We start from the raw sequence: 24,936 nt of genomic DNA, 5'->3' as shown, positions 1-24,936 counted from the left end.
GAATCCCAACCACAGACCAACCCCTATATAAACCCCACCGAGGGGTAGGCGACCTAGAGGGCGTACTGGACACGCGAAGCGGGGGCTCCGTCCTCGAAGCGCCCCCAGGCGCTGAAGAGGGGGCACTCCCCCGCGAGCGGCGTCCGGTACAACCTCCCCCAACGCATCCAAAACATAACGCTCCCCCAGCTACACGCGGTAGTTGAGGGAGCGTTATATCTATATAAGGCTAGAAGCCCTGAAGGATTAGTCCTCTACGGAGCGGAATGCTACAACCGCGTTGTGACCGCCGAAACCGAAGGAGTTCGACAGCGCCACAATCTCACCGGCGGGCAGCTCGCGTGCGTCGGTCACCACGTCCAGGTCAATCTGGGGGTCCTTGTTGTCCAGGTTGATGGTGCAGGGTGCGGTGCGGTGGTGCAGTGCCAGTACGGTGAGTACGGCTTCGAGTGCGCCCGCGCCGCCGAGCAGGTGGCCGGTCATGGACTTGGTTGCGGAGACGGCAATGTTCTTGGTGTGCTCGCCGAAGGTTTCGTGCATTGCGGTTGCTTCGGGCAGGTCACCGGCGGGGGTGCTGGTGGCGTGCGCGTTGATGTGCACGACGGTCTTCGGGTCGATGTTGCCGTCTTCGAGGGCTTCGCGCAGTGCACGGGTTGCGCCGAGTGCTGCGGGGTCCGGTGCGGTGATGTGGTAGGAGTCGGCGGATACGCCGGTGCCTGCCAGTTCCGCGTAGACGCGTGCGCCGCGTGCCTTGGCGTGCTCTTCGGATTCGAGGATGAGGGCTGCTGCGCCTTCACCCATGACGAAGCCGTCGCGGTCGACGTCGTAGGGGCGGGATGCCTTTTCGGGTTCGTCGTTGCGGGAGGAGAGTGCCTGCATCTTGGCGAATGCTGCCATGGGAAGCGGGTGGATTGCTGCTTCGGCACCGCCGACGATGACGACATCTGCCTTACCGCTGCGGATCATTTCAGCACCGAGCTGCATGGCTTCGGTGGAGGATGCGCATGCGGAGACGACGGTCTGTGCTGCGGCGCGTGCCTTGAGGTTCATGGAGACGGCTGCTGCGTTGCCGTTGGGCATGAGCATGGGAACGGTCATGGGGAGGACGCGGCGGGGGCCCTTTTCGCGGAGGGTGTCCCATGCGTCGAGAAGGGTCCACACGCCGCCGATACCGGTGCCGAAGGCTACGCCGGTGCGTTCGGGGTCGACTTCTTCTGCGGAGTCGGCGTCGGGGCCGGAGAACCCTGCGTCTTCCCATGCTTCGCGTGCGGCGATGAGGGCGAGCTGGCCCGAGGGATCCAGGCGCTTTGCTTCTACCTTGGTGAGGCGGCCGGATTCGAGGGCGGGCACGGCGAGCTGGCCTGCAATGTATACGGGCAGGTCGTATTCCTTGACCCAGGGGTGGTCGAGGGTGGATACACCAGATACGCCCTTGGTTGCGTTTTCCCAGGTGGTGGGGACGTCGCCGCCAATGGGGGTGGTCGCGCCGAGGCCGGTCACCAGCACTTTTCGAGACATTGTGGCACTTTCTCTTCGGTGGTCGATTTGGTGGTTTATCCGGTGGTGTGTGGATAAAAACCTGTTGGGCCCGGGGTTTACAGTGGGCGTTTTCACGCCGTGGAGAGTGCAGTCATCGCACTCTGCGTGTTCCCGGGGGTGTGTTGGATTGAAAGCTGAGTGAATAGCGACGCGGCGCGGGCCGGTGAGAGCCCGCGCCGCCTCGGTATTGGTTATAGCTTAGGCAGCGTTCGCGATGAACTCGACTGCGTCGCCAACGGTCTTGAGGTTCTGGACCTCTTCGTCCGGGATGGTCACCTCGAACTTCTCCTCAGCGTTCACGACGATGGTCATCATCGAGATGGAGTCGATGTCCAGGTCCTCGGTGAAGGACTTGTCCAGCTGAACGTCCTCAACCTCAACGCCGGTCTCTTCGTTAACGATCTCTGCCAGACCTGCGAGGATCTCTTCCTTGTTAGCCATTCAGGGGCTCCTTTGTTTTTTCGATGGTCATCGCACCCGCCGGGTGGGGGTACGCGTGCATTACCGAGTTTATCGTGTCTGCGTGGTGTACGCATGCGTCAACTCGGAGTTTGTGGGGATGCTTTTCCGCTTTATTTTCTTTCTCGTGCACCGGCGCTGTGCCGGTCGTGAGGGGCGGGGAGCATCGGGCTCCGGTGGTTTCCTTAGGGAAGGACGACTACCTGAGCTGCGAATGCCAGGCCAGCGCCGAAGCCAATCTGCAGGGCGAACTTGCCGGAGAGTTCCGGGTTCTCCTTGAGCAGGCGGTGCGCGGCGAGGGGGACCGATGCGGCGGAGGTGTTACCGGCATCGACGATGTCGCGTGCCACTGCCACCGTGTCGGGAAGTTTGAGGGTCTTGACCATCTGGTCAATGATGCGGGCGTTTGCCTGGTGCGGAATGAGCGCGCCGAGCTCGTCGGGGGTAATGCCGGCGGTTTCGAGTGCCTGCTTGGCGACCTTCGCCATTTCCCATACTGCCCAGCGGAAGACGGAGGGGCCGTCCTGACGCAGGGTGGGCCAGATCTTTTCGCCTTCTTCGACGGGGTTTGCGGCGAAGTCGCGGTTGCGGATGTCCAGCAGGGAGTGGGTCATGCCGACGGTGCCCCAGCGGGAGCCGTCCGAACCCCATACGGTCGGGGCGATGCCGGGTTCGTCGGAGACGCCTACGACTGCTGCGCCTGCGCCGTCGCCGAGCAGGAAGGAGATGGTGCGTTCGGTGTTGTCGATGAAGTCGGAGAGCTTCTCAACGCCGATGACCAGCACGTGTTTTGCGGTGCCCGCACGGACGAGGGCGTCTGCCTGGGCGATGCCGTAGCAGAAACCTGCGCACGCTGCGGAGATGTCGTATGCGGGGCACTTGGAGCCGATTGCGTCGGCGACCAGGGTTGCCAGGGAGGGGGTTGCGTAGGGGTGCGAGATGGTCGAGATGATGACCGCCTCAATGTCCTCACCGGTTACACCGGATGCTTCGAGGGCGTCCTTGGCGGCACCGATGGCAAGGTCGGCTACCGACTGGTTTTCGCTCGCGCGGTGGCGGGTTGCGATACCGGTACGCTGCTTGATCCACTCGTCGGAGGAGTCGATTGCCTCAACGATGTCGTCGTTGGGGACGATGACCTCACCGCGGGCTGCGCCGTAACCGAGGATGCGGGAGTAGCGGTTGATTTCGTACTGCTTGAGGGTAGTCACGTATTCAATCCTTAGTGCTAATGCTTGCAAGACACTGTGTGCCTCGCATATCTAAAGTGCATGTCTAGTGTGAAGGGTTCCGGTACTGGGAGGGCGGGGTGCGCTCCCCCGGCGTTTAGCCCTTCAGCGAGGTGAGGTCCTCGGGAGTGTTGATGGAGGTGCCGGGCACGCCGCGCATCGCGCGCTTTGCCAGGCCGACCAGGGTGCCTGCGGGGGCGACCTCGATAATGCCGGCGACCTCACGCTCAAGCAGGGTTGCCATGCACAGGTCCCAGCGGACGGGGCTGGTGACCTGGGAGACGAGGGTCTTGACGAACTCTTCACCGGATTCCACGGCGGAACCGTCGCGGTTGGTCAGCAGTGCGGAGGTCGGGTCGGAGACCTGCAGGGATGCGGCGAACTCTTCCAGGGCGGGCACGGCGGGTGCCATTGCCTCGGTGTGGAATGCGCCAGCAACCTTCAGAGGGATGACGCGAGCGCGTGCGGGCGGGTTCGCGGCGAATGCCTCGATGGCGGGGATGGGGCCTGCGGCTACGATCTGGCCGCCGCCGTTGGAGTTTGCTGCGACGAGGCCTGCTGCGTCGATGGCTTCGCGGACGTTTTCTTCAACGCCGCCGAGTACTGCAGCCATGCCGGTCGGGGAGGTGGCTGCCGCCTCCGCCATGCCGTTGGCGCGCACGCGCACGAAACGCATTGCGTCTTCGTCGCTGAGTACGCCTGCGAGGGCTGCTGCGGTGATTTCGCCGACGGAGTGGCCCGCGAAGATGAGCTCTTCACCGTCGAGTTCGCGCAGTGCGAGGCGACCAGTGACGATGCCTGCAGCCACGATGAGAGGCTGGGCGATTGCGGTGTCCTTGATGGTTTCTTCTTCGGCTTCGGTGCCGTAGTGAATCAGGTCGATGCCTGCCGCTTCGGAGAGTCGTTCCAGGTGCTCACGCACACCTTCAATCTCGAGCCAGGGGCTCAGGAAGCCCTTCTTCTGGGAGCCCTGTCCGGGGCAAACGAGTGCGCGCATGCGGTGCGACCTTTCTGGTTTTTAGTACTCGTACGCGGTGCCATTATAGAGACGGAGACCACGGTTAGTCTGTTACCTATGCTACCTTGTTCAGCCGCCCTGTATAAACATCACTGTGCAGAAACTTTGGGCTGCGCGGGATATTTAGGCAGACATTGAACAGTGTATAGCTTAGAACGATTTCCCCCATTCGTACAGTTCAGCTGCTCAAGGTTCAAATAGAGAGACATTAGACGGCGGCGCTCAGCGCACTATTCAAAGCGCTACCCAGAGCTCTATTCAAAGCACAGTCCAGCACACTCCCCCGCACCAATGCACGACATTAGGCGCACGAACATCCTATGCTCGCGGATGCGCCCGCGCGTACGTCTCCGCCAAACGCTTCATCGACACGTGCGTGTAAATCTGCGTGGTCGCCAACGACGAATGCCCCAGAAGCTCCTGCACCGAACGAATATCGGCACCACCATCCACCAGGTGAGTCGCCGCCGAATGACGCAAAACGTGCGCACCCGACGCCTGAGTATTCTCCACCGTGCGCAACAGGCGGGTCAGGTCCTCACGAATCTGACGGGTATTCGCACGCCCGCCCCGAGGGCCAATAAACAGCGCCGTCACGCCCTGGGCCCCCTCCGGAATCCACTGCGGACGACCATAGGACACCCAACGATTCAACGCCTTAAGCGCCGGAGTACCCAACGGCACCACGCGCTCCTTATTGCCCTTACCCAGCACGCGCACCGTCTTATTCGCCCGGTCCACGCTCTGCAAATCCAGGCCGGTCAGCTCAGAAATACGCATGCCCGAGGCGTACAGAACCTCAACCACGGCTTCCAGGCGCAGCAGGCGCGCATCCCGAGGATCCTGCGCCCGACGCTCCTGCAGGGTAGTCAGCAGCTGGTTCATCTGCTCACGGCTCAGCACCGGCGGCAGGTGATTCTCCCGCTTGGGGGTGCGCATACCGCGGGTGGGGTTGGCGTGCACCAGCTCCTCTTCCTGAGCCCAGGTGAAGAACGTTCGCAGGGTCGAACCGCGGCGCGCCACCGTAGAACGAGCCGCCTGCCGCAGATGCAGCGAACCCAACCACTCACGAATCAGGGACGCATCAATGCTGTCCAGATGCCGCACACCGCGGCGCGCCATATAGCCGAAGAAGCCCTCCAAATCCGAAATATAGGAACGAATCGTCTCTTCGGAACGGTGCTTCTCATAGCGCAAAAAACGCTCAAAACGGTCCAGGACGGGGCGGAACACCTCACCGGAAACGCCCAGTGCCGACTCGGGCAGGGCAGAGTCGGGTAGGGCGGAGCTCTCTACTTGCTCCGGCGCAAGCGTGCGGGTGTAGGTCACCGGCAGGGTCGTGGAGGGAGCCTCGTCCCGGTATTCTTCCCGGTTCTCGTTCCGGTTTTCAGCTCGGTTTTCGGGCTGGCGGGCGGGGGTCATGCGTCCCTCCTTTCGTGTATTCTCGGTGCGCCTATTAATGATGATGCGGCGGCGGGGGTAGGCGGCGGGGTAGGCTCCGCGCCAGTACGCGCAAGCCTACCCCAATTGTAGAGAGGTTCTACGCTCTCCACGCACCGCCCCGTCATGACGTGCCGTCCCGTCATGACCGACCGGCGTATCCCGCTATAGCCGGGGTGTTCGGCTGAGGTGTTCAGCTGAGGTGTTCAGCGGGGGCTCTCCTAGGCTGCGACAGCCGGGCGGACCTTCCTCCAGCTCGTTCCGCTGCTCTCCGCAAGACCGCAACGGCCCAGGTGGAACAGGTCAGCCATCACGTCGCGAGCGCTCAAACCGAGAGCGGCGGCAATCTCGTCCACGCCACGGTAGGAACGCGGGCTCAAATCGTCCCAGACCCTACCCTGTCGCTCGGTCAGCTCATCCAGCGCGCTGGAGGAGGCAGCCTGATCCCACTCGCTCTCGTGCTCGGTGCCCAGCTCAAACCCTGCGGCGGCATCGTACTCGAGGATGTCGGCGGCCTCGGTGAGTGTTTGCGCTAGTCCATCGCGCAGCAGACGGTTCGTGCCCACCGAGTTCGGCGAATTAATCTGCCCCGGAACCGCCCAGAGGGTACGCCCAATCTCCATCGCGTGACGAGCCGTGTTCAGGGCACCGGAACGCCAGCGCGCCTCCACCACAATGGTGTGCCGCGCCAACGCCGCAATCAGGCGGTTACGCTCCAGAAAACGCCAACGCGTGGGGGTGTTACCCACGCTCACCTCGCTCATGATGAGCCCGCGGTCAACAATCATATTCAACGCATCCGAGTTCTGCGCCGGGTACAGCCGGTCCAGCCCACCCGCCATGAAGGCGATGGTCGGCAGGTCGCTGCCCTGCTGGGTCAGCGCCGCCCGATGCGCCGCAATATCAATGCCCATCGCACCGCCAGAAATCACCGTGTACCCGCGGCGCGCCAGCTCGGCGGCAAGGTGGGTCGTCGCCTCCGTACCGTAGATGCTCGGGTCGCGCGAACCGACCAGCGCCACGCTCGGGGCAGACGCCACATCCAGCAGGTGCCGCGAATCGCCTCGGCACCACAGCCCGTACGGTCGGGCGGGCCCCAAATCGTTCAGCTGCGGCGGCCACAGCGGATCGGCGGGAGTGACCAGCCACGCCCCGCAGGTTGCCGCCATGTGCGCCTCCGCATTCAGGGTGCGTTCCATGCGGCGGTTCCAGCGCAGGCGGCGGGTCGCGAGCGCCTTGCCGAACTTATCGCGGCTCATCTGATGCTCACCCGGCGTGTAGTAGCCATTCGCGCTACAGAACAGGGCGGACTCCCCTTCCGCGGGTGCACCCACCGAGTGCAGAAAATCGCTGAGCTGCGTATCCGGTTCGCCGTGCTCCCAGGTGTGCTCATCGGGGATGTGCCCGGTCAGCAGGTAGTGCAGGGTCAGCGGCGCTCCCAGGGTGGTGAGGGATTCGACCACGAGCTCATCGGCGGGTTCGGCGTAGCGCATCAGCTGGGCGGTGCAACAGCGGATGTACTCGCGGCACGCTGCCTCAAGCTCCTCCGCGCTGAGGGCTGGGTTGAACAGGGGTGCTGGATTGAGCAGGGGTGCTGGGTCAGAACCGCTGGAGGCGGTGCCCATCACAGGTTCGGGGCGCTCACCCTGTAGCGCCTCACCCTGTAGCCGCTCCCTCTGCTGTTCCTGCTGATTCATCTCATTCAGGTGCATCTCTTCCAGGTACACCGGGTTCAGGCAGGATGCGAGGAACCCCGGCAACCGCGCCGCGTTATACGGGCTCGGCGAAGGCTCCTGCCCCAGCGACAGGATATGCGCCACTCTCTCACGCGCCAGGGCGTGCGCATCCAGGGTGCGACCGGGCAGGCGAATCTGCAGTTCCTCCTGCACAAAATCCTCCGCCGCGCTCTCTTCAGGCGCGCTCTCCCCCGTTACTTTCTCTTCTGGCACACACTCGTCCGGCGCTGTTTCTCTCAGCCCATTTTCTTTCAATTCGGCCTCTTCAGCTCGTTTTCTGAGCTTCTTCTCACTCATGACGTTCTTCTCCTCTCGTGAGTGATTCGTTCTATAAACCGGCACGCTATGTCAGCGGTCCCTATTTCAATTGCCCCTGCTGCCTCAAAAAGAGCGCCACATCCAGGTGCTCCCGGCTCGGGTAGGCGGCGCCCTCCAAATCGGCGAGGGTCCAGGCGATACGCAGCACCCGGTCGTAGCCGCGAGCCGTCAGCGTTCCGCGATCCACGGCGGCGTTCAGCTCGCCGGTGAGCTTCGCATCCAGACGCAACGGGCCGCGCAGAATCTTGCCGTTCATCTCCGCATTCGTCTTCAACCCATACGGTTCCAGGCGCTCCTTCTGAGCCTGTCGCGCCGCCATGACGCGCTCACGAATCTGCGCCGAACTCTCATTCACCTGACCGCCCGCAAGCTCCGTGGACGACACCTTCGGAACCGTCACATTCACATCAATGCGGTCCACCAGCGGACCGGACAGCCGCCCAAAATAGGCGCGACGCTCACGCGGAGCGCACGTGCACTCCGTACCTGTACCCACGTTCATGCCGCAGGGGCACGGGTTCGCCGCCAGAATCAGCTGAAACCGCGCCGGGTACGTCGCCGACGCGCTCGAACGGTCCAGGGTCACGGTCCCCGACTCCAGGGGCTGACGGAGCGAATCGAGCACCGTGCGTTTGAACTCCGGCGCCTCGTCCAGAAAGAGCACGCCGCGGTGCGCTTTAGACACACAGCCCGGGCGGGGAATGCCACTGCCTCCACCCAAAATCGCCGGCGCGGAGGCGCTATGATGCGGCGCCTCAAACGGCGGCTGACGCACCAGCTCGCTCAGGTGCTCCCCCGCCGAGCAGAGGGAACGAATCGCGGTCACCTCCATCGCGGCATCGTTGTCGAGGGTCGGCAGGATGCTCGGCAGGCGCTCCGCCAGCATGGTTTTACCCGAACCGGGAGGGCCAGTCAGCAGCATATGGTGACCACCAGCGGCGGCAATTTCCAGGGCGAAACGACCCTGCGACTGACCGGCAACATCGCTCATATCCGAGGGAATTTCAGCCGGTTTCGCCACCGGGGCGCTCGCCTCCGTCTGCGGGGCGGGCGGGTAAGTCAGCTTCTGGGTCTCAGCGCCGAGAGCGGCAAAAACCTCAGCCAGGCAGCGGAAACCGCTCACCTGCGCGCCGGGAATGAGCGCCGCCTCCTCAGCGTTTTCGGCGGGCACAATCACGCGGTGGTGTCCGGCATCCACGGCGGCTTTGACCGCAGGCAGGATGCCCGGCACGGGGCGTAGCGTTCCGTCCAGTCCCAGCTCGCCCAGGAAGACGCTATCGCCGCTGGGGTGCAGTTTCTTCTCCGCCTGCAACGCCGCAACCACAATGGCTAGGTCGAATGCTGAGCCTCGTTTGGGCAGGGTTGCGGGGGTCAGGTTCACGGTGAGCCGGTGCTGAGTGAGGGTGATGCCGGTGTTCTTCGCCGCAGAGCGCACACGCTCTTTAGACTCGTTGAGGGCGGTATCGGGCAGACCCAGCAGCACGAAGCCGGGCAGACCCTGCGAGATGTCAGCCTCGACGTCAACAATGTGCCCGCGCAAGCCAACCAGCGCCACGGAATAGGTGCGTGCGAATCCCATTACGCCACCGCCTTCAGATGCTCGAAGGTGAAGGTTTCGCAGGTTCCGGTCACCGCAATAGCGTCAATGCGAAAGCGCGGAAAATCCAGGTTCTCACGAAGCCTGCACCAGAGAATCGCCAGCGAGCGCGTGCGGCGCGCCTTATCGCGGTCAATGGATGCGAACGGGTGCCCGAAGTCTTCGCTGCTGCGAGTCTTGACCTCAACGAAAACCAGTTCGTCCTCGGGGTCAATGGCGATCAGGTCGAGCTCACCGCGGATCTGTTCGTGTTCCAGTCCGGCGGGCGGTCGCCAATTCCTCTCCAGAATCCGGTAGCCGTTCGTCTCCAGGATGCGGGCGGTCAGCTCCTCGCCCCACCTACCGACGCTGTGGGCGCGAGGCGAGGTTCTGCGGAGCAGGGGTCTGTTGGGTGCGCTTCGGGTTGCGGCGCGGGCTGTTATTCGGGCTGTTGTCATGGGTCTCTCCCCCGGTAGATAGCGGTAGTGCTTCTACTGTGCCCGCCGCGCGCGTGCCCGAACGCGGTTAACGAAAAACTGTGGATAACCTCGGTTCCCAGAAGGAATTAGAGGTTATCCACAGCCATTTATTTGAAATTTTGGGGCATATTTTTCAAAAACACCGCTCGAGTGCCGATTCGCCGCGTCATATTCGTGCTGGTTTATCACGCAGTTTCATCACGCGGTTTCATCACCCAGCGCTGCCGCCCGGTAGCTCAGCAGCCGCCTGCTTCCCCCGGCAAGGCGGTGAATCGGGCGTAATCTAGGCGTTAAAGTCCGGCATTTCCGGCACGGTGAACTCCTGGTTGGGCAGGCGCTCCTCCACGTTCACATCACGCACCGAGTAGGCGTGCACCTTCTTCACAAAGCGGTTAGAGCGGAACACATCCCACACCCACACGTCGCTCATGCTCACCTCAAAGTAGAGGGTGCCGTCCTGCACGTGCGGGGTGACGTCCACCTGGTTCGCCAGGTAGAAGCGTCGGTCGGTTTCTACCGCGTAGCTAAAGAGCGACATGACGTCTTTGTATTCGCGGTAGAGCGCCATTTGGGCGTCGGTCTCGTAGTTTTCGAGGTCTTCTGCGCTCACTACTCTTCCTTTCCTGGGCTTTCTTAGTACTGATTCAGCGGTGGCATGCGGGCTCCCGACGGTGCCGTACCCTGCACCCTAGCCGCGCTGTGCTGCCGCAGCCTCAATCTGCTCGGCGGTTGCCGGAAGCGACCATGATAGGCGATGCTGCGGGCTGGGGCCCTGCACGCTAATCGCCTCGCGGTGGGCGGCGGATCCGTAGCCCTTGTTCTTTGCCCAGCCGTACCCCGGGTAGCGGGTATCCAACTGCGCCATCAGCTCGTCACGTTCCACCTTCGCGACCACCGATGCGGCGGCGATGGAGGCGCACTTGTAGTCGCCCTTAATGACCATGGTTACGGGCATCTGCGCGGGCTCACCCGCACTGTCCACGCCTTCCCACGCTTGGGCGAGCAGTGCGTTGTAGTGTGCCTGCGCCGGGTCCGGTGCCAGCGCGCTGAACAGGTCCTCCTGCGGAGGGGTGAACCAGTCGTGCTTACCGTCCAGCAGGGCGGCGTCGGCACGGTATCCGCGGCGCGCCAGTTCGGCGAGCGCACGCTGGGCGGCAAGCCTCAGCGAGAGGGTCATGCCGAGCCGGTCAATATCTGCCGGTTCCACGTGCCCGACCGCCACGGCGCACCACTGGCGGATTTCGGGAACCATGGATTCGCGGCGTGCCGGTGAGAGCGCCTTGGAGTCGATCAGCCCGCCCACCTCGAGGGTGGCGTCCGGGGTGAGGATTGCGACGCCCACAGTGACCGGGCCCGCCATGGAGCCGCGGCCTACCTCGTCGATTCCGGCAACTGTGCGGGCACCGGAGGCGAAGAGCTGCTGCTCGTACTCAAGGTCGGCGGCGGGCGGGGTTGTCTTCGCGGGCTTAGCTTGAGTGGGTTTCGTTGCGCTCTTCTGGGCACTCACCATCATTCCCACGCTCGCTTATTCGCTCGGGGTGGAGGTCGGCTCAGGAATCGAGGAGAACACCGAGCTCTGATCCTGCAGCAGACCGAAGTGGTTCAGCGGCCACGCCACCACGAACACGTTACCCTGCACGTCGTCCTTGGAGATGAACGCGGTGCCGTCGCTAATGTGGTAGCGGGAGTCGGCGGAGTTGCTGCGGTGGTCGCCCATCACGAAGTACTTGCCGGCGGGCACGGTCACCTTGAAGGGCATCTCCGAGGGCGGGTTGCCGGGGTACAGGTACGGTTCGGTAATCTCTACGCCGTTGACCTTGATTTTACCGTTGCCGTCGCTTTCGACCACGTCACCGGGAGTACCGATAACGCGCTTGACCAGGAAGTTCGAGGAAGTATCCGGCAGAATACCCGCGAAGGACAGGGCGTCCTTGAGCGGGCTGCTGGTCTTCTGGGTGGAAGGAATCCAGCCCTGAGAGTCCTTGAAGACGATGACGTCGCCGCGCTTAGGCTCGCTAAAGTAAGAGCCCGCCACGTTAATGAACACGCGGTCGTTGACCTGCAGGGTCTGCTCCATGGAGCCGGAAGGAATGTAGAAGCCGCGCAGCAGGAAGGTCTTGACCAGGAATGCGATGACCAGCGCGTACAGGATGACGGTGCCGCCTTCGCGTGCCTGCACCCAGAGCCATTCGCCGAGGCGGCCTTCTTCCTGCGCCTGGGAGTAGGTCAGCTCTGCCTGTTCGGCGCGCTTTGCCTTGCGGCGTTCCTTGGGGGTCATTTCGGAGAAGTCCTTGGTGGTTTCCACGTCTGCGGTGTTCTCCTCATCGGCGGCTTCTTCGCGCTCGGCATTCTTCGCTGCGGCATTCTGCTCGGTAGCCGTCTTCTCAGCTGCTGCCTTTTCGGCGGCGAGGCGCGCGAAGTATTCTTCCATTTCGCGGCGCTCGCGGCGGCTTTGAGGCTGGTATCCCTCAGGGAAGGGGCTGGTGTTCGCAGTGTTCTTGTCGTCTGCCATGCTGGAGTGAGCCTTTCGTTTGAGAGATACCTAGCTCGAGTGAAACGGTACCTAGCTATTGTATCGAGAGTGTTTGCGCTCTTGGGCTTTTATTTTCTGAGAGCGGCAAGGTTCTCAGAAAGCGGGGTCAAAGCGGGGTCTCAGAATATGCAAAAACCGCTCCTCTCCCGCGGAATGCGGTTGGGGAGCGGTTTGCAACAGAATTCTGTATCTATAAAGATTAGAACTCGCGCTTCTCGCGGATACGAGCAGCCTTACCGTGGCGGTCGCGCATGTAGTACAGCTTTGCACGACGGACGTCACCGCGGGTCACAACCTCGATCTTCTCGATGGAGGGAGAGTGAACGGGGAAGGTACGCTCAACACCAACGCCGAAGGAAACCTTGCGGACGGTGAAGGTCTCGCGAACGCCTGCACCCTGGCGGCCAACGACGAAGCCCTTGAAGACCTGGATACGGTGGTTCTTACCTTCAACGATCTTAACGTGAACGTTCAGGGTGTCACCGGGGCCGAATGCGGGGACGTCGTCACGGAGGGACTTCTTGTCGAGGAAGTCAAGAGTCTGCATAGTTGTAGATCTCCAGAGTCATCTGCCGCAGGTCAAATAGACTCAGATTGCTCTGCCCCACTGCGGGACAGAAAACTTGATGCTTCGGACAGGATTGGTGCCCGAAGGTTGACATCGTTGGTCGCTCTTCCCCCTGCGGCAGGGGCGTGCCCGATGTCAACACAATGCTCCATTATCCCAATGCGCCCGCGTTTATGCAAGCATCCGGGGAGCACTTTTAGAAGGGGGGTTCGTCACTCTGCGCTCCCCCGCTCTGGGATGCGCCGTCCTGTACCGGAGCGCCCGGAGCGGTCATGCCCGGCGCCTCCTGCAACGGCGCGCCCGAGTGCGGCATACTCTACTGCGTTGCGTCCTGCTGAGGCGCACCCTGCACGGAACCCTCGTTGACCGTGCGCTTCTCCACGGTGCGGGCGAAGGTGCTCGTACCGTAGTTCAGGTCGTGACCGATGCCGAGGGCATCCACCTCTACGGTAGTGCCCTGCGTGCCGTCTTCGCGGTTCCAGCGGCTAATGCGCTGGCGGCCACTCACGACCAGCGGCTGCCCCTTCTCAATGGAGGTGGCAATGTTCTGGGCGAGGCGGCGGTAGGCTTTCACGGTGTACCAGTTGGTGGTGCCTTCTTTCCAGGTGCCGGTGGCGTCCTGCCAGCGCGGGGTGCTGGCGAGGCGAAAGTTCACGACGGGCACCCCGTTGGGCAGGGTGCTCAGTGCCGGGTCGGAGGCGGTGAATCCGCGGATCAGGATGGTGTCGCTCATGGTTTCTCCTTAGAAACTAGTGGGTGGGTTCCTTCACCTTGCCAGGGCTGACCCGCTCCTGCATCCGGCGGTTACCGCTTCTGTGGATAACCTCGCGTTTTACGGTTTTGGGTGCCGCCTGTGGATAGAGTTTTTGAACTTTTCACCCCGTTTTTTCAAAAATCGCCTGCGGGCAACGCATTCCCTGCAGAAATATGACGGCTATGCCCCATTCGACATCGTGATAGGTATCTCAGCGTCGGGGCGGCTATTTTTGCCCTCAAGTTCACTATTTCAGCCCCGCGCGCTCTATCCTTGATGATGCGGTGCACTCAGCCGCATCCCACCTACCCGCCTTGGAGAACCCGTGAGCAAAAAGCCCGCGAACAACAACCTGCCCTCCCTGCAGGAACTTCAGCAGCTACAGCGCAACCTGCCCAAGCTGCCCGATTCGATGGACCCGCAGAAGAAGCGCCTCATTTACGGTCTGCTCGCTGTGTTTGCCGTGATCGTGCTGATCATTGGTCTGGTCTACGTGAGTAAGAACGGCGTGGACGGGCTGCTCGGCACCGATAAGAGCACCTCTTCTACCACCGATGATGAAGAGACCAACGTTCAAACTGAAACCCTCGCCGAGGTCAAGAACCCGTACAAGGCGGTTGACCCGGCGACCGCGCTCGCACCGGATCTGGCAACCGCGAAGAGCGAGCTGGCGTCCCTGCAGGTGAAGGAACGCGCGTCGAAGGCCGGCTACTCTCGTGATCAGTTCGGTCCCGCCTGGGATGACGTTGACGGCAACAAGTGCAACACTCGCGACGACATTCTGCGCCGCGACCTGACCAATGTTCGTTTCAAGGTCAGGACCCACGCATGCACCGTCATCAGCGGTACTCTGGATGACCCGTACACCGGCAAGACCATCGAGTTCAAGCGCGGCAAGAAGACCTCCTCGGCTGTGCAGATTGACCACGTGGTGGCTCTGTCGAACGCATGGCAGACCGGCGCGCAGGATTTGACCGCAGAGCAGCGCCGTCAGCTGGCGAACGACCCGGAGAACCTGCTCGCTGCAGACGGCCCGGCAAACCAGCAGAAGTCCGATGCGGACGCCGCCGACTGGCTGCCGAGCAACACCGCCTACCGCTGCACCTACGTGGCACGCCAGGTGCACGTGAAGGCGAAGTACATGCTGTGGGTCACCGCGGATGAGAAGAAGGTTATGGAGCGCGTCCTCAACTCTTGCAAGGACACGAACCCCACTAAGAAGTAGCCCCGACCAAGAAGTAGCTTCCCGGCACGCACGCAAAAAGCATAAAGAAAACCGCCCCGCACCCTGAGTTTAGGGTGCGGGGCGGTTTTTACATGTGGCGCCCCAGGAGGGAATCGAACCCCCGACCAAGAGATTAGAAGGCTCCTGCTCTATCCTCTGAGCTACTGAGGCCTTCCTCTAGGGTACATGAGAATTTATGCTTCTCATGCACAGCACATCTCACGCGGGGGGCTGTTCCACTGAGCTACCCAGCCAGGCTGGCGAACTATGAGTTCGCGCTAGGAGCCTACCTTGGCGGCTTCCCGTTCTGCCTTCTTCACCTCGCGGCGGCGTGCACGGCGGCTTGATGCGCCGGGGAACAGCTGCCACCACAGGCGGATAGTGGTGCGGCGAATCTGCGTGGGGTGCAGGCTCACGTACACCAGGCGGCGGGTTGCCGGGTCGAGGGCGACCAGGTAGATGATGTATCCCAAGCAGATGACGGTCGCGATGAGTCGGCCCATGTCCTGGTTGAAATCGCGCAGGTAGGGCGAGACGTTCAGCTGGTCGCTCACACCATACGCCATGAAGAACAGCGTGGTGATGAAGTACCACATGAGCTGGAAGTGCGAGCGCAGGCCGGTTGCGGCAAGCATCGGGATTGCCCAGAGCAGGTACCAGGGCTGAATCATGGGGCTGCACAGGAGCATGAACAGGATTGCGAGGCCGGCGTGGCGCACGATGTTGCGGTCGCGTCCAACGAATGCCATGGCTACTGCGCCGAGCATGCCGATGCCCTTGCCGACGGTCTCGATGAGCTTGCGGATGACCTCGAAGGCGTCTCCCTGAATGAACAGGGATGCGGCGCCGATGACCAGGCCGAAGGGGGTGTACCAGATGTACTGGCCGCCGGTGGTGGACAGTGCCTTAATCCAACCGAATTCCAGTCCGGTCACCCAGCCCATGAGCGCCATTTCGGCGAGCAGCAGCACGCCGGAGAATGCCCAGAAGATAAACTTGCGCGGCCAGGAGGCGTTCTTACCAGCCCAGAGCAGACCCACGAAGGGCAGTACCACGAGGGCGAGCGGCTTGACGGCAACGCCGAGGGCTACGAAGGTCACGCCGAGCGGGCCGCCCCACCAGGTGTCGCGGTAGCGCTTGGCGTAGTAGAGGCCTCCGAGCATGAACATGGTCATGAGCGAGTCGTTGTGGCCGCTGGCAATGAACGATGCGATGAACAGCGGGTTCGGGCCAATCTGCCAGAGAGCGCGGACCTGGTTGAAGCCGTGCGCCTGGGCGAGTTTTGCCACGTAGAAGAGGATGCCGATGACCGCGAGCACGGAGAGTAGGCGGAAGTAGAAGAGGGAGAGGTCGATATTCTCCCCCGCCAGGCGCACAATCCACTCTTCAAATTTGAGGGAGACCGGTCCGTACGGGGGCGGGGATTCCGCCCACATGGGGTCCGCACCGTTCTGCATGAAGTTCGAGATTTCGGAAACGCCATGCTTGTACGGGTTGAGGCCGTGCGCCATGACCATGCCCTGACCGTAGTAGGAGAACATGTCGCGGCTGTAGATGGTGAACGCGAAAATCTGCGGCAGGGACCAACTGGCGGTGACGGCAATCATCCATCGCATGGCGTTGGGTTCGTTCCAGTCGCCCATTTTCTGGTAGATTCGCAGCCATTCACGGCACATGATCATAGCGCCGAGGGCGAGCATGATAATGCCGGTGATGACCCATGCGGCTTCGAATCGGATGGCTCGAATAATGTCGTAGCGCCAGAAGCTGGAGCTGTCGGCGAGCCAGCCGACGGCGTAGGAGCCGAGGGTGACCATGATGGAGCCGATGGTGCCGATAATCACCGTGCGCAGACGGTGGTTATTGACGTAGTCCAAGAGTTTGGGTGAGAGAGGTGCGTCGTGTGCGCCGGGGGTGGTGAGCCGGTGTGCTAGCTCCTTTGGTGCGCGCATAACTCCCTTTCTGTCTGCATCGTCGTTCTGGTTTTTATCATACCGGAGCCCTTGGATGCACTTGCGAGAATCACTGTTGCGAAGGCACTTGTGGACGTTCCTCAAGGGCCCGCAGAGGGGTGCAGTTCTCCCCCATTGCCGCCGTTTGCCCATCCGCCTGTGCCGTCTTGCACCATCTTGTGCCCTTTTGTGACGTGCTGCCCGCCGGGCCGGCGGCATTTGGGGGTAGAGTGGGAGGGTGAGTATTTCTAGTGAACGTATTGTATGGATTGACTGCGAGATGACCGGCCTGGACGTGGAGAATGACGCTCTCGTCGAGGTGGGCGTTCTGGTCACGGATGCCGATTTGAACATTCTGGGTTCTGGCGTTGAGTTCGTCATCAAGCCCGGTGATGAGTCTCCTGCCGGTGCGCTGGAGAACATGAATGACTTTGTGCGGTCGATGCATGAGGCGTCGGGTCTGCTACCCGATATTGAGCACGGTGTGTCGATGGATTACGCGCAGGAGCAGGTGCTTCGTTACATCAAGAAGTATGTTCCGGTGGCGGGCAAGGCGCAGCTGGGCGGCAACTCGGTGGGCATGGATAAGCGTTTCTTGGAGCGCTACATGCCCGAGGTCATGGCGCACCTTCACTACCGCGTGATTGACGTGTCCACCATTAAGGAACTGGCGTCGCGCTGGTACCCGGCGGCTCGTCACAGCGCCCCGGCGAAGACCGGTAACCACCGCGCACTGGGTGATATCAAGGACTCGATTGATGAGTTGAAGTATTACCGTCGCGCTATTTTTGTGCAGCAGGGCCCGGATGCGATTGCGTCGGCGCAGATTGCGCGTGAGGTGGAGGCTGAGCGTGCCGCACGCGAGGCTGCTGAGCGCGAGGCTGAGGCATCCACTTCTGAGGCGGCTGAGGCATCCGAGGCGTAAGCACGACATGTAACGAGCATCACGGCTTTTCAACTTGGCAGGTTTCTGAATCTCCTGTACAGTAGTATCCGTTGCATATCGCAAGGGAAACCAAGCGAAGCACATGGTGGTCGTAGCTCAGTTGGCAGAGCGCCTGGTTGTGGTCCAGGAGGTCGCGGGTTCAACCCCCGTCGATCACCCCGATGGAAAGGGTCGTTATGGTTATCCGTAACGACCCTTTCGCTTACCCTCAATCCGGTTCACCCACACACGGTGTACCCGGCAAGTTCCCGTTCAACAGTTCCCATTCAACACAAGCAAAGGATAATTCCGTGGCTATTCGCCCCATCGTTATTCACGGCAACCCCGTTCTGCACCGCCCCGCGGCACCCGTCACCGAGTTTAATGATGAGCTCAAGGAGCTCGTGGCTGACATGTACGAGACCATGGACGCATCCAACGGTGTGGGCCTGGCGGCACCGCAGATTGGTGTGGGTCTGCGCATCTTCACCTACAAGATGGAGAATGAGGACGGCGTTCCCCCGCGCGGCTGCATCATCAACCCGGTACTGACCCTGGGCAAGATTTCTACCGCTGACCCGGACCCGTACGAGGAGGAGGAGGGCTGCCTGTCCTTCCCCGGTTACGGCTTCCCCCTCAAGCGCGCCGAGTGGGTGACCGTGAACGGTCTTGACGAGCACGGCAACCCCGTCCACTTTGAGGCGACCGGCTGGTTCGCACGCTGCATGCAGCACGAGACCGATCACCTGGACGGCAAGCTGTACGTGAACCGCCTAAATAAGAAGTGGACCAGCAAGATGAAGAAGGTCGTGAAGAAGGAAGGCTGGACCGTCGACGGTAACTCGTGGATGCCCGGCGTGGATCCGGACCCGTTCGGCCACTAATCGCTGGCTCACCCAAGTTTCTAAGCCCCTCCAGCTTTCGGCAGAGGACTCTTAGACAGAGCTTAAAACGAAGACCGCGAATGCACTCTCAAGGCGCATTCGCGGTCTTCGTTTTCCCATCAGCCGATGATGTTTTCCATCAGCCAACGGTAGCGTGAAACGGGTCATCCTATGAGCCGGGTTCTGTCTAAAACGCCGCCCGAAGGGGCGTTTCGAGGCAATCATCTATCTAGAACGTACGTTGCCGCACGTCTCAAGCAGTCTACCCGAATACGCACCCCACCTCCGTGAAGGAAGCTGACGGGGATCGGGCGCACTACCCTACCATGGCGTATTCTGTTTGACCTTGCTCCGAATGGGGTTTACCTAGCCGGGCACGTCACCGCGCCCGCTGGTGGTCTCTTACACCACCCTTTCACCCTTACCGCGGCGAACCGTGGCGGTTTACTTTCTGTGGCACTGGCCTGCGGGTTACCCCGAGTGGATGTTATCCACCATCCTGTGCTGTGGAGCCCGGACTTTCCTCGAAACACGTGTGCCTCGCGATTGCCCAGACGGCCCGTTTCACCCAACCCATTATACGCACACCCTTGGAGGTGGCTATTTCCCGGGTTTGTTTCGCGGGTACGTAGGGGTACGAGGAGGCACACTAGCAGCCTCGCGGGCATATGCAGGAACCTCGCAACTACACTGCGCCTCGTAGCTACCCTGCGTCTCGCGGGTACACTGGAGAGATGCTGATTCTTCTTCCCCCGTCCGAAGGTAAAACCCCCGCCCCCGCTGGCAACGCGCCCGTATGCTTCGCTGACCTCTCGTTCCCCGAGCTGACCGCCGAGCGTGAGAGCGTCCTGGAGGAGTTGGCGGCAGTTAGCTCGGGCCCCGATGCTCTCGCGGAGCTCAAGGTGGGCGCATCCCTCGAAGCAGAGGTGGAACGCAATACGCGCCTGCTGACCGAACCTGCACAGCCCGCGATCTGCACCTACACTGGCGTGCTCTTTGAGGCGCTGGATTATGCGAGCTTCTCCCCCGCCGAACGCGATGCCGCGCACTGGTCGCTACTGATTTCTTCGGCACTGTGGGGTATTCTGCGCCCCGAAGACGCAATCCCCGCCTACCGCCTCTCGATGGGCGTGAAGCTGGGATCGGTGGGTGCGCTCGCCTCCTTCTGGAAAGGTGCGCTGGGTACCACACTGGAAGCGACTGCGAGGGACCAGCTGATTCTAGATTGCCGTTCTGCCGCCTACGCAAAGTCGTGGGTGACTCCCCCGTCGCAGACTCTGGCGGTTCGTGTGGAGCGTGTGGCTGCTGATGGTTCGCGTAAGGTCGTCTCGCACATGGCGAAGCATTACCGCGGCCTGTTTGCACGCTACCTGATTCAGTCGGGTTTGGCGGCTCGTCCAATTGATGGCTCTACGGCTGGTATTGCCGAATTTTTGGAAGCGGTCAGCGAGGACTGGTCGGTGGAGTGTACCCTGCCGACGGCGCGTAAGGCGGGTGTTTTGACGCTGCTGGTGCATGAGCAGTAGGTTGCCCAACTATTTGTTTCCGCTTATTTTTTGCATCATATTGAAAATTTTTTAACTATTTTTCTAGTGGCTTAAATCTGTATTACCCCTTGTAAAACCACATTTCCCCACATTTTAGGGGTAGCTTTTGATGAGCAGAGAAGGCGGTTAGTGTCCAACTATCCGCCTTCTTTTTGCGAGTAAAAATGTTTATAGTATTAAACGGCTCGCCATTGATGGTGGGTATTTCACTCACAAACACTCATATTCTCAACTCAGCACACATGGAAACACGTCACGCCACGTACGTATAGCAAACGACTAGAGGCTTACCCAATGGTTATTGGTTTGCTAGCGTAGAAGTAACCACTCAGAAACACATCGATGGGACAACGATATGTCTACTTTTTCCTCTCGTCGCGCCCTCATTAAGGGTGCGGCAGCGCTAACAGTCGCCGGCGCGTTGGGCGCACACCATGCCGGTGAGCAGGGCGCTCAGGCTGCCACCTTGGACGTTAAGACCACTCCGCTGACGTTCAAGATTACTGAGGCGTCGTTTGATATTAGCGGCTTCAACCTCAGCTACGAGATTACCGGCCTGCAGGCCGTGATTGATAGCGGCCTGTACACCCCGTACATTGAGGTTGGCTACTACACCAAGGAGAAGGGCTTCACCCAGTTCTATTTCTTCTCTCTTGAGCCGAAGAAGCGCATCGAGAATGATGTCTACATTAGGCATCACGTCATTGATCCTGAGATCACCGGTGGCCCGAATGCAGACTTTGGTGTTCGCCTGTCTCTTCGTCCGCGCCGTGAGCAGTACACCATTCTGCGCACTCTTGAAGTTCGCCCCAAGATTGACACGGAGTTCGCGTGGGCACCTTTCATTGTGGACATTGATATGGATGGCGAGTACGCCCCCGATATCTACAGGTCATGTAAGGCAAAGGTTCTGCTACTCGATAAGGAACGTTGCTTCTACCCTCAGCGTGCGGTGACCCGCGGCGACCTGATGGATGCAATCTACCGAGGCGCCCGCTCGCCGAAGGTGAAGCTTCCTGCGCGTTCTCCTTTCCCGGATTTGTCCCCGAAGGATGAGCGTTACCCGGCGTATATTTGGGCGTATCAGAACGGTCTGACTTCCGGCTGGTCTGACGGTAAGATGCACCCGGAGGCGGTGGCTAGCCGCGCTACGATGGCTGCGTTCTTCTACCGTTACTTTATGCTTACCCCCGGTCGTCGTTCTTATTGGTTCCGTCCCACTACCCCGCAGGATATGAAGCCGGGTGCCCCGTTCTACACCGAGTCGGTGTGGCTGCACTCGTCGGTGAATATCGATACGAGATATCACTATAAGAGCAAGGATTTCCGTCCGACCAAGACTGCTACCCGCGAGGAGCTGGCTCGTGTCCTGTCAATGCTCGACATGCTTGACACCATCCCCAACAGCCCCTATATCGATGACTAAGATTCGGCAGGTGCCTTGAACCGGGTGGTTGAGCCCGCGTGTTTTAGCTTGGGTTGACCTCTGCGAACAGCAGCTGAAGATAGTGGCCTATAGCCTATAGAAGGGGCGGTGAGAGTTTTTCTTTCACCGCCCCTTTTCGTGTGCCTGTTTTCTAGTGCGGACGCTGTTAGGCACCGTTTTTAGTGATGGTTATGTATCCAATTTTTGCCTCTCTATTGTGTGGTCTTTTGGGGGTTTGGGCTTTATCTAAAACCGGGGCGTAATTTTTGAATTTTTTGTCTTATAACTCTCATCGGCATGTTTTTCTCGTGTTTTCATTGATTGTTTAAGACGCGGGTTGGTAGGCTGAAATTGCACTTCAGCATGCCGCCGCTACGGCTCCTCTACGATATGGATTCGGGGCGAGTTCGGTGCGGTGGACTGTCACTCATTTATCCTCTCAACTTCTTTTCTCATTCGCCCTCTTTCATGCAGAAAATTCAGATTGGATAATGATGTCCTCATTCTTTAAACCGCCCCATGGTACACACCGAAAAGTTGTGGGTGTTTCCCTGGCGTTGGGCTTGACTCCGCTGCTGGCTTTGACGCCGGTGGCGGCTCAGGCGGCGCCCGCCTCCCCCGCCCAGCAGGCAGATACGCAGCAGACAGGCAAGCAGCAGGCAGCACTTCAAGCAGCACCCGTACAGAATGCGCCCGCGCAGGGTGATAAGCAGGATGCACCCCTGCCGACCCTACGCGTGACCAGCGGTTCCCTCGACATTCTTCACGGCGGTACCGTGCACGTGGAGGGTACCGGGCTGAGCCCCGAGTTCTTGGCGCATCATGAGCTGCGTAGCCTCACGATTGCCCCGAAGGGCTCTTCGACCTACGCTAACCCCTACCAGAAGCTTGATCACCGCGGCCTTGTCTTTGACGCCCCGAAACCGGCTGCTGACGGCAGTTTCAGCGCTGACCTGACGGTTCCGGCGAATAGCCTACCGGCAAACCTGGAATACGAGATCATTCTCACCTACCGCCCTGTAGATGATGCGCACCCTTACGCGTGGAACACTGAGGATCGCGTCCGTACGGCGCTGCCGGTGGAGTTCAACCTCCCGAAGGCTGTCCTTCCCTCCATCACCTATGATGTTTCGGCTATTTCTGAGGAGCAGATTGCTTCCGGTCAGCCGATTGAGGTGACGTTGACGGGTACCGGTTTTCAGGATGTCAGCTCCGTGAAGTTCACCTTGTCCGAGCATGATGAGCAGGGAAAGGTCACGAACGATAATGTGGCTTCGCTTGGTGAGCTGAAGGCACCGGATACGGAAGAGAATCAGCGCATTTTCAAGGGCCTGATTCCTAACGGCTATTTCCAGAAGAAGGTCACTATCCCCGCGGGAGTTCTGAAGTCCGGTAAGGGATATTCCCTGGGTGTTTCCGGTGTAGAAACCCACGGGTGGAATAAGCTGACGCGTAAGTTCCCCTTCGTTCCGGTGGGCAATAACCCTGCGCGCATGGCGTATCAGGATAATTCGTTCAGGAATACCCTGCCGAAGGTATCTGTTGATGCGCAGGATTTTGATCCCGGTCAGGACCGCATCTATAAGGTAACTATTTCTAATATTTCCCCCGAGGTTGACCTGGGGTACTACCTTGACTCTGTGTCGATTTATAACGCTACCTCTGGTGAGCAGGGATATTTTGCGAGGAATGATGTAGCGGGTCAATACTATAAGCGTGACGAGCTGGTAACCCGCAATGCTGACGGCACTCTGACCGTGGAGGTTGAGTATAAGGTTCACGGTGATTCCTACAATAGGCCTTCTTCTCGCGGTTCGATGGCTGAAGTGCGTGTGGTGTTCTCGGACTCTCAGTATTCGTACGGTAGCCATAAGTTCACGGTGAGCGCGCAGCTTCCGATGGTCCCTCCTGCCGCTGATGCTGTTGATTGGGAGAACCCGGCGAATGTTAAGTTGAAGGTCGATTCGGGAACCCTCAATATTTCTCAGGGCGGTACGGTGTCGGTGACGACTTCCCCGTTGAGCCCCGAGTTCCGTAAGAAGTACACTTTCTACGAGCTGGCTCTGGTGGAGCGCGGGTCGGTGTACGTGTATGCGGAGCACAATAGTTATGAGCCTCTCGACGAGTACGGCGGAATGCTCAAGGATTTGAAGCATCAGGTGCGGGAGAACCCGGACGGTAGCCTCACCTACACGTTTAAGGTTCCCCCGCAGTACGTTGAGGCTGCCGACGGTGAGCTCTTCGATGTGGTGATGACGTACTACCCGTCGGATGAATTTGAGCCGGAACCTTCGAGTAGGTCGAACCGTTTGTATGCCCGCGCCCATATTGATGTGGTTCAGGAAGCGCAGCCGACCCGTGGAACCTACACCTTCAGTCAGTCCGCTATCGATAACCCGTGGAAGGATACGACGCTGCGGGTTGAGGGACGCCATATCCTCTCCCAGGCTAGTGAAATGGTTGGTAATGATTGGCCGGTCATCGCTATCTATGAGGCTGACCCTGCAACGGGAAAGATGGTGGGTGAGCCTGTGTTCACTCAGCGGGATGACTACACGTACTACGGGGTTAACACCAGGTGGTTCCGCAATAACTATTTCAGTGCGGAGCTGAAGATTCCTGCGGGTACGTTGAAGCCGGGCAAGCTCTACTTTATTGGTATGTATGGGAACGGGTTGCCTTACCCCGGCATGGAAGATTCTCCGGGTTCTATGCTGAATGATGTTGCGGAGTTCCTTCCGGTGCATTCTCCCGAGCAGGACTCTGCGGGGCCCACGCTGCACCTTGGGTCGGTGGGGCTGAACCCGTACGCGCGGACGAACTTGTTTACGGCGCGCACTACCGGGCTCTCTGCACCGGGTGAAGGATCGTACCGCCTCTCGGTGCAGCATGTTGATGAGCAGGGGCGTTTGACCGGTCAGACGGTGTTCCAGCAGGCGATTCCGGCTGACCTCATCAAGGATGGCAGGGTGGAGCTGAATCTGACGATTGATCAGCCGCTGAGCTATTCGGGCACTTATCGTCTGGTCTTGGAGAAGGTCACCCCCGGTAAGGATGGTGCCGGCGAGTCGGTGGAGCAGCTTGCTGTCGAGGATATTCCTCTGAAGCTGACGCGTGAGGATGAGTTGCAGGCGGCTGAGCAGTGGTTTGCTGATCGTGATATTTTGCCTAATCCTTCGCCGATGTCCTGGCATAGCGGTATGACGCGCCACGATGTGACGGTGTCGCTGTACCGTCTGGCGGGTTCCCCGAAGGTTGAGCTGCCTGCTTTTAGCCCGTACGCGGATGTGGCAACAAGCGACCCGGACTACGCCGCGTACATTTGGGC

Annotated in this window: 20 protein-coding genes, 2 tRNA genes and 1 other RNA gene; 7 read left to right on the top strand and 16 right to left on the bottom strand. The window is 60.4% G+C overall.

The window, feature by feature from the left end; all coding sequences use genetic code 11:
- Positions 1-246 precede the first annotated feature (246 nt).
- The 13 genes from fabF to HMPREF2842_RS05340 form a co-directional block, all read right to left on the bottom strand.
- Positions 247-1,518 (bottom strand): beta-ketoacyl-ACP synthase II, encoded by a 1,272-nt coding sequence (gene fabF, locus HMPREF2842_RS05400; protein ID WP_070643170.1) that lies wholly within the window; start codon positions 1,516-1,518, stop codon positions 247-249.
- 219 nt (positions 1,519-1,737) lie between these two features.
- Positions 1,738-1,980 carry an acyl carrier protein gene (locus HMPREF2842_RS05395; RefSeq protein WP_005506250.1) on the bottom strand — a complete coding sequence of 81 codons (243 nt, stop codon included), beginning with the start codon at positions 1,978-1,980 and terminating at the stop codon, positions 1,738-1,740.
- 203 nt (positions 1,981-2,183) lie between these two features.
- A complete protein-coding gene (locus HMPREF2842_RS05390) occupies positions 2,184-3,209 on the bottom strand; it encodes a beta-ketoacyl-ACP synthase III (protein ID WP_005506251.1) in 1,026 nt (341 codons plus the stop codon).
- Positions 3,210-3,324: 115 nt separating this feature from the next.
- Positions 3,325-4,224 (bottom strand): ACP S-malonyltransferase, encoded by a 900-nt coding sequence (locus HMPREF2842_RS05385; RefSeq protein WP_070643168.1) that lies wholly within the window; start codon positions 4,222-4,224, stop codon positions 3,325-3,327.
- 339 nt (positions 4,225-4,563) lie between these two features.
- Positions 4,564-5,667, bottom strand: a complete 1,104-nt coding sequence (locus HMPREF2842_RS05380) for a tyrosine recombinase XerC (protein WP_070643165.1) — start codon at positions 5,665-5,667, stop codon at positions 4,564-4,566.
- A gap of 239 nt (positions 5,668-5,906) precedes the next feature.
- A complete protein-coding gene (dprA, locus tag HMPREF2842_RS05375) occupies positions 5,907-7,574 on the bottom strand; it encodes a DNA-processing protein DprA (RefSeq protein WP_246823197.1) in 1,668 nt (555 codons plus the stop codon).
- 205 nt (positions 7,575-7,779) lie between these two features.
- Entirely contained in the window at positions 7,780-9,318 is a 1,539-nt protein-coding gene (locus tag HMPREF2842_RS05370) for a YifB family Mg chelatase-like AAA ATPase (protein ID WP_070643163.1), read from the bottom strand.
- Complete coding sequence (locus HMPREF2842_RS05365) at positions 9,318-9,773, bottom strand: YraN family protein (protein ID WP_012903656.1); 456 nt, start codon at positions 9,771-9,773, stop codon at positions 9,318-9,320. Before HMPREF2842_RS05365 ends, HMPREF2842_RS05370 begins: the two co-directional genes overlap by 1 nt.
- 304 nt (positions 9,774-10,077) lie before the next feature.
- Positions 10,078-10,404 carry a DUF2469 domain-containing protein gene (locus HMPREF2842_RS05360; protein ID WP_005506259.1) on the bottom strand — a complete coding sequence of 109 codons (327 nt, stop codon included), beginning with the start codon at positions 10,402-10,404 and terminating at the stop codon, positions 10,078-10,080.
- 78 nt (positions 10,405-10,482) lie between these two features.
- Positions 10,483-11,304, bottom strand: a complete 822-nt coding sequence (locus HMPREF2842_RS05355; RefSeq protein WP_070643507.1) for a ribonuclease HII — start codon at positions 11,302-11,304, stop codon at positions 10,483-10,485.
- A 15-nt stretch (positions 11,305-11,319) separates the two neighbouring features.
- On the bottom strand, positions 11,320-12,306 hold the full coding sequence (gene lepB, locus HMPREF2842_RS05350) for a signal peptidase I (protein ID WP_070643161.1): 987 nt from the start codon (positions 12,304-12,306) through the stop codon (positions 11,320-11,322).
- A 220-nt stretch (positions 12,307-12,526) separates the two neighbouring features.
- Positions 12,527-12,874: a 50S ribosomal protein L19 gene (rplS, locus tag HMPREF2842_RS05345; protein WP_005507488.1), complete on the bottom strand. Its 348-nt coding sequence runs from the start codon at positions 12,872-12,874 to the stop codon at positions 12,527-12,529.
- Between the two features lie 337 nt (positions 12,875-13,211).
- Entirely contained in the window at positions 13,212-13,628 is a 417-nt protein-coding gene (locus HMPREF2842_RS05340) for a single-stranded DNA-binding protein (protein ID WP_246823195.1), read from the bottom strand.
- Positions 13,629-13,974: 346 nt separating this feature from the next.
- Here HMPREF2842_RS05340 and HMPREF2842_RS05335 point away from each other — a divergent pair, with 346 nt between their 5' ends.
- Complete coding sequence (locus HMPREF2842_RS05335) at positions 13,975-14,874, top strand: HNH endonuclease family protein (RefSeq protein ID WP_005506268.1); 900 nt, start codon at positions 13,975-13,977, stop codon at positions 14,872-14,874.
- 95 nt (positions 14,875-14,969) lie between these two features.
- Here the strand turns inward: HMPREF2842_RS05335 and HMPREF2842_RS05330 are convergent.
- Together HMPREF2842_RS05330 and mptB are read right to left on the bottom strand one after the other, a co-directional pair.
- Positions 14,970-15,045, bottom strand: a tRNA-Arg gene (locus tag HMPREF2842_RS05330).
- A gap of 107 nt (positions 15,046-15,152) precedes the next feature.
- Positions 15,153-16,826 carry a polyprenol phosphomannose-dependent alpha 1,6 mannosyltransferase MptB gene (mptB, locus tag HMPREF2842_RS05325; RefSeq protein ID WP_070634369.1) on the bottom strand — a complete coding sequence of 558 codons (1,674 nt, stop codon included), beginning with the start codon at positions 16,824-16,826 and terminating at the stop codon, positions 15,153-15,155.
- Between the two features lie 238 nt (positions 16,827-17,064).
- Here mptB and orn point away from each other — a divergent pair, with 238 nt between their 5' ends.
- From orn to def, 3 genes are all read left to right on the top strand, one after another.
- Positions 17,065-17,751 carry an oligoribonuclease gene (gene orn, locus HMPREF2842_RS05320; protein ID WP_070629598.1) on the top strand — a complete coding sequence of 229 codons (687 nt, stop codon included), beginning with the start codon at positions 17,065-17,067 and terminating at the stop codon, positions 17,749-17,751.
- A 106-nt stretch (positions 17,752-17,857) separates the two neighbouring features.
- Positions 17,858-17,930: transfer RNA gene (locus HMPREF2842_RS05315), tRNA-His, on the top strand.
- A gap of 132 nt (positions 17,931-18,062) precedes the next feature.
- Entirely contained in the window at positions 18,063-18,635 is a 573-nt protein-coding gene (def, locus tag HMPREF2842_RS05310) for a peptide deformylase (protein WP_049334074.1), read from the top strand.
- 156 nt (positions 18,636-18,791) lie between these two features.
- On the opposite strand, the gene rnpB is transcribed toward def, so the two are convergent.
- Positions 18,792-19,197: RNase P RNA component class A (gene rnpB, locus HMPREF2842_RS05305), an RNA gene on the bottom strand.
- Positions 19,198-19,369: 172 nt separating this feature from the next.
- On the opposite strand from rnpB, the gene HMPREF2842_RS05300 reads away from it, so the two are divergent.
- The 3 genes from HMPREF2842_RS05300 to HMPREF2842_RS05290 form a co-directional block, all read left to right on the top strand.
- A complete protein-coding gene (locus HMPREF2842_RS05300; protein WP_070643159.1) occupies positions 19,370-20,161 on the top strand; it encodes a YaaA family protein in 792 nt (263 codons plus the stop codon).
- A 376-nt stretch (positions 20,162-20,537) separates the two neighbouring features.
- Positions 20,538-21,608 carry an S-layer homology domain-containing protein gene (locus HMPREF2842_RS05295; protein ID WP_070643155.1) on the top strand — a complete coding sequence of 357 codons (1,071 nt, stop codon included), beginning with the start codon at positions 20,538-20,540 and terminating at the stop codon, positions 21,606-21,608.
- A 539-nt stretch (positions 21,609-22,147) separates the two neighbouring features.
- Positions 22,148-24,936, top strand: a 2,789-nt coding sequence (locus tag HMPREF2842_RS05290; RefSeq protein ID WP_246823193.1) for a siroheme synthase, incomplete at its 3' end; no start/stop codon positions are given.

Origin of the sequence: Rothia sp. HMSC069C10, assembly GCF_001812205.1 — a bacterium.
Classification (GTDB): Bacteria; Actinomycetota; Actinomycetes; order Actinomycetales; family Micrococcaceae; genus Rothia; species Rothia mucilaginosa.
The sequence above is the reverse complement of the archived record's forward strand: the minus strand, read 5'-3'. Positions and strand labels throughout refer to the sequence as shown.

Coding starts and splice junctions, on each gene's coding strand:
- HMPREF2842_RS05385 (WP_070643168.1), bottom strand. CDS start 4,224: ATGCGCGCACTCGTTTGCCCCGGACAGGGCTCCCAGAAGAAGGGCTTC.
- HMPREF2842_RS05365 (WP_012903656.1), bottom strand. CDS start 9,773: ATGACAACAGCCCGAATAACAGCCCGCGCCGCAACCCGAAGCGCACCC.
- lepB (WP_070643161.1), bottom strand. CDS start 12,306: ATGGCAGACGACAAGAACACTGCGAACACCAGCCCCTTCCCTGAGGGA.
- HMPREF2842_RS05295 (WP_070643155.1), top strand. CDS start 20,538: ATGTCTACTTTTTCCTCTCGTCGCGCCCTCATTAAGGGTGCGGCAGCG.
- HMPREF2842_RS05380 (WP_070643165.1), bottom strand. CDS start 5,667: ATGACCCCCGCCCGCCAGCCCGAAAACCGAGCTGAAAACCGGAACGAG.
- HMPREF2842_RS05355 (WP_070643507.1), bottom strand. CDS start 11,304: ATGGTGAGTGCCCAGAAGAGCGCAACGAAACCCACTCAAGCTAAGCCC.
- HMPREF2842_RS05340 (WP_246823195.1), bottom strand. CDS start 13,628: ATGAGCGACACCATCCTGATCCGCGGATTCACCGCCTCCGACCCGGCA.
- mptB (WP_070634369.1), bottom strand. CDS start 16,826: ATGCGCGCACCAAAGGAGCTAGCACACCGGCTCACCACCCCCGGCGCA.
- HMPREF2842_RS05370 (WP_070643163.1), bottom strand. CDS start 9,318: ATGGGATTCGCACGCACCTATTCCGTGGCGCTGGTTGGCTTGCGCGGG.
- HMPREF2842_RS05300 (WP_070643159.1), top strand. CDS start 19,370: ATGCTGATTCTTCTTCCCCCGTCCGAAGGTAAAACCCCCGCCCCCGCT.
- HMPREF2842_RS05395 (WP_005506250.1), bottom strand. CDS start 1,980: ATGGCTAACAAGGAAGAGATCCTCGCAGGTCTGGCAGAGATCGTTAAC.
- fabF (WP_070643170.1), bottom strand. CDS start 1,518: ATGTCTCGAAAAGTGCTGGTGACCGGCCTCGGCGCGACCACCCCCATT.
- rplS (WP_005507488.1), bottom strand. CDS start 12,874: ATGCAGACTCTTGACTTCCTCGACAAGAAGTCCCTCCGTGACGACGTC.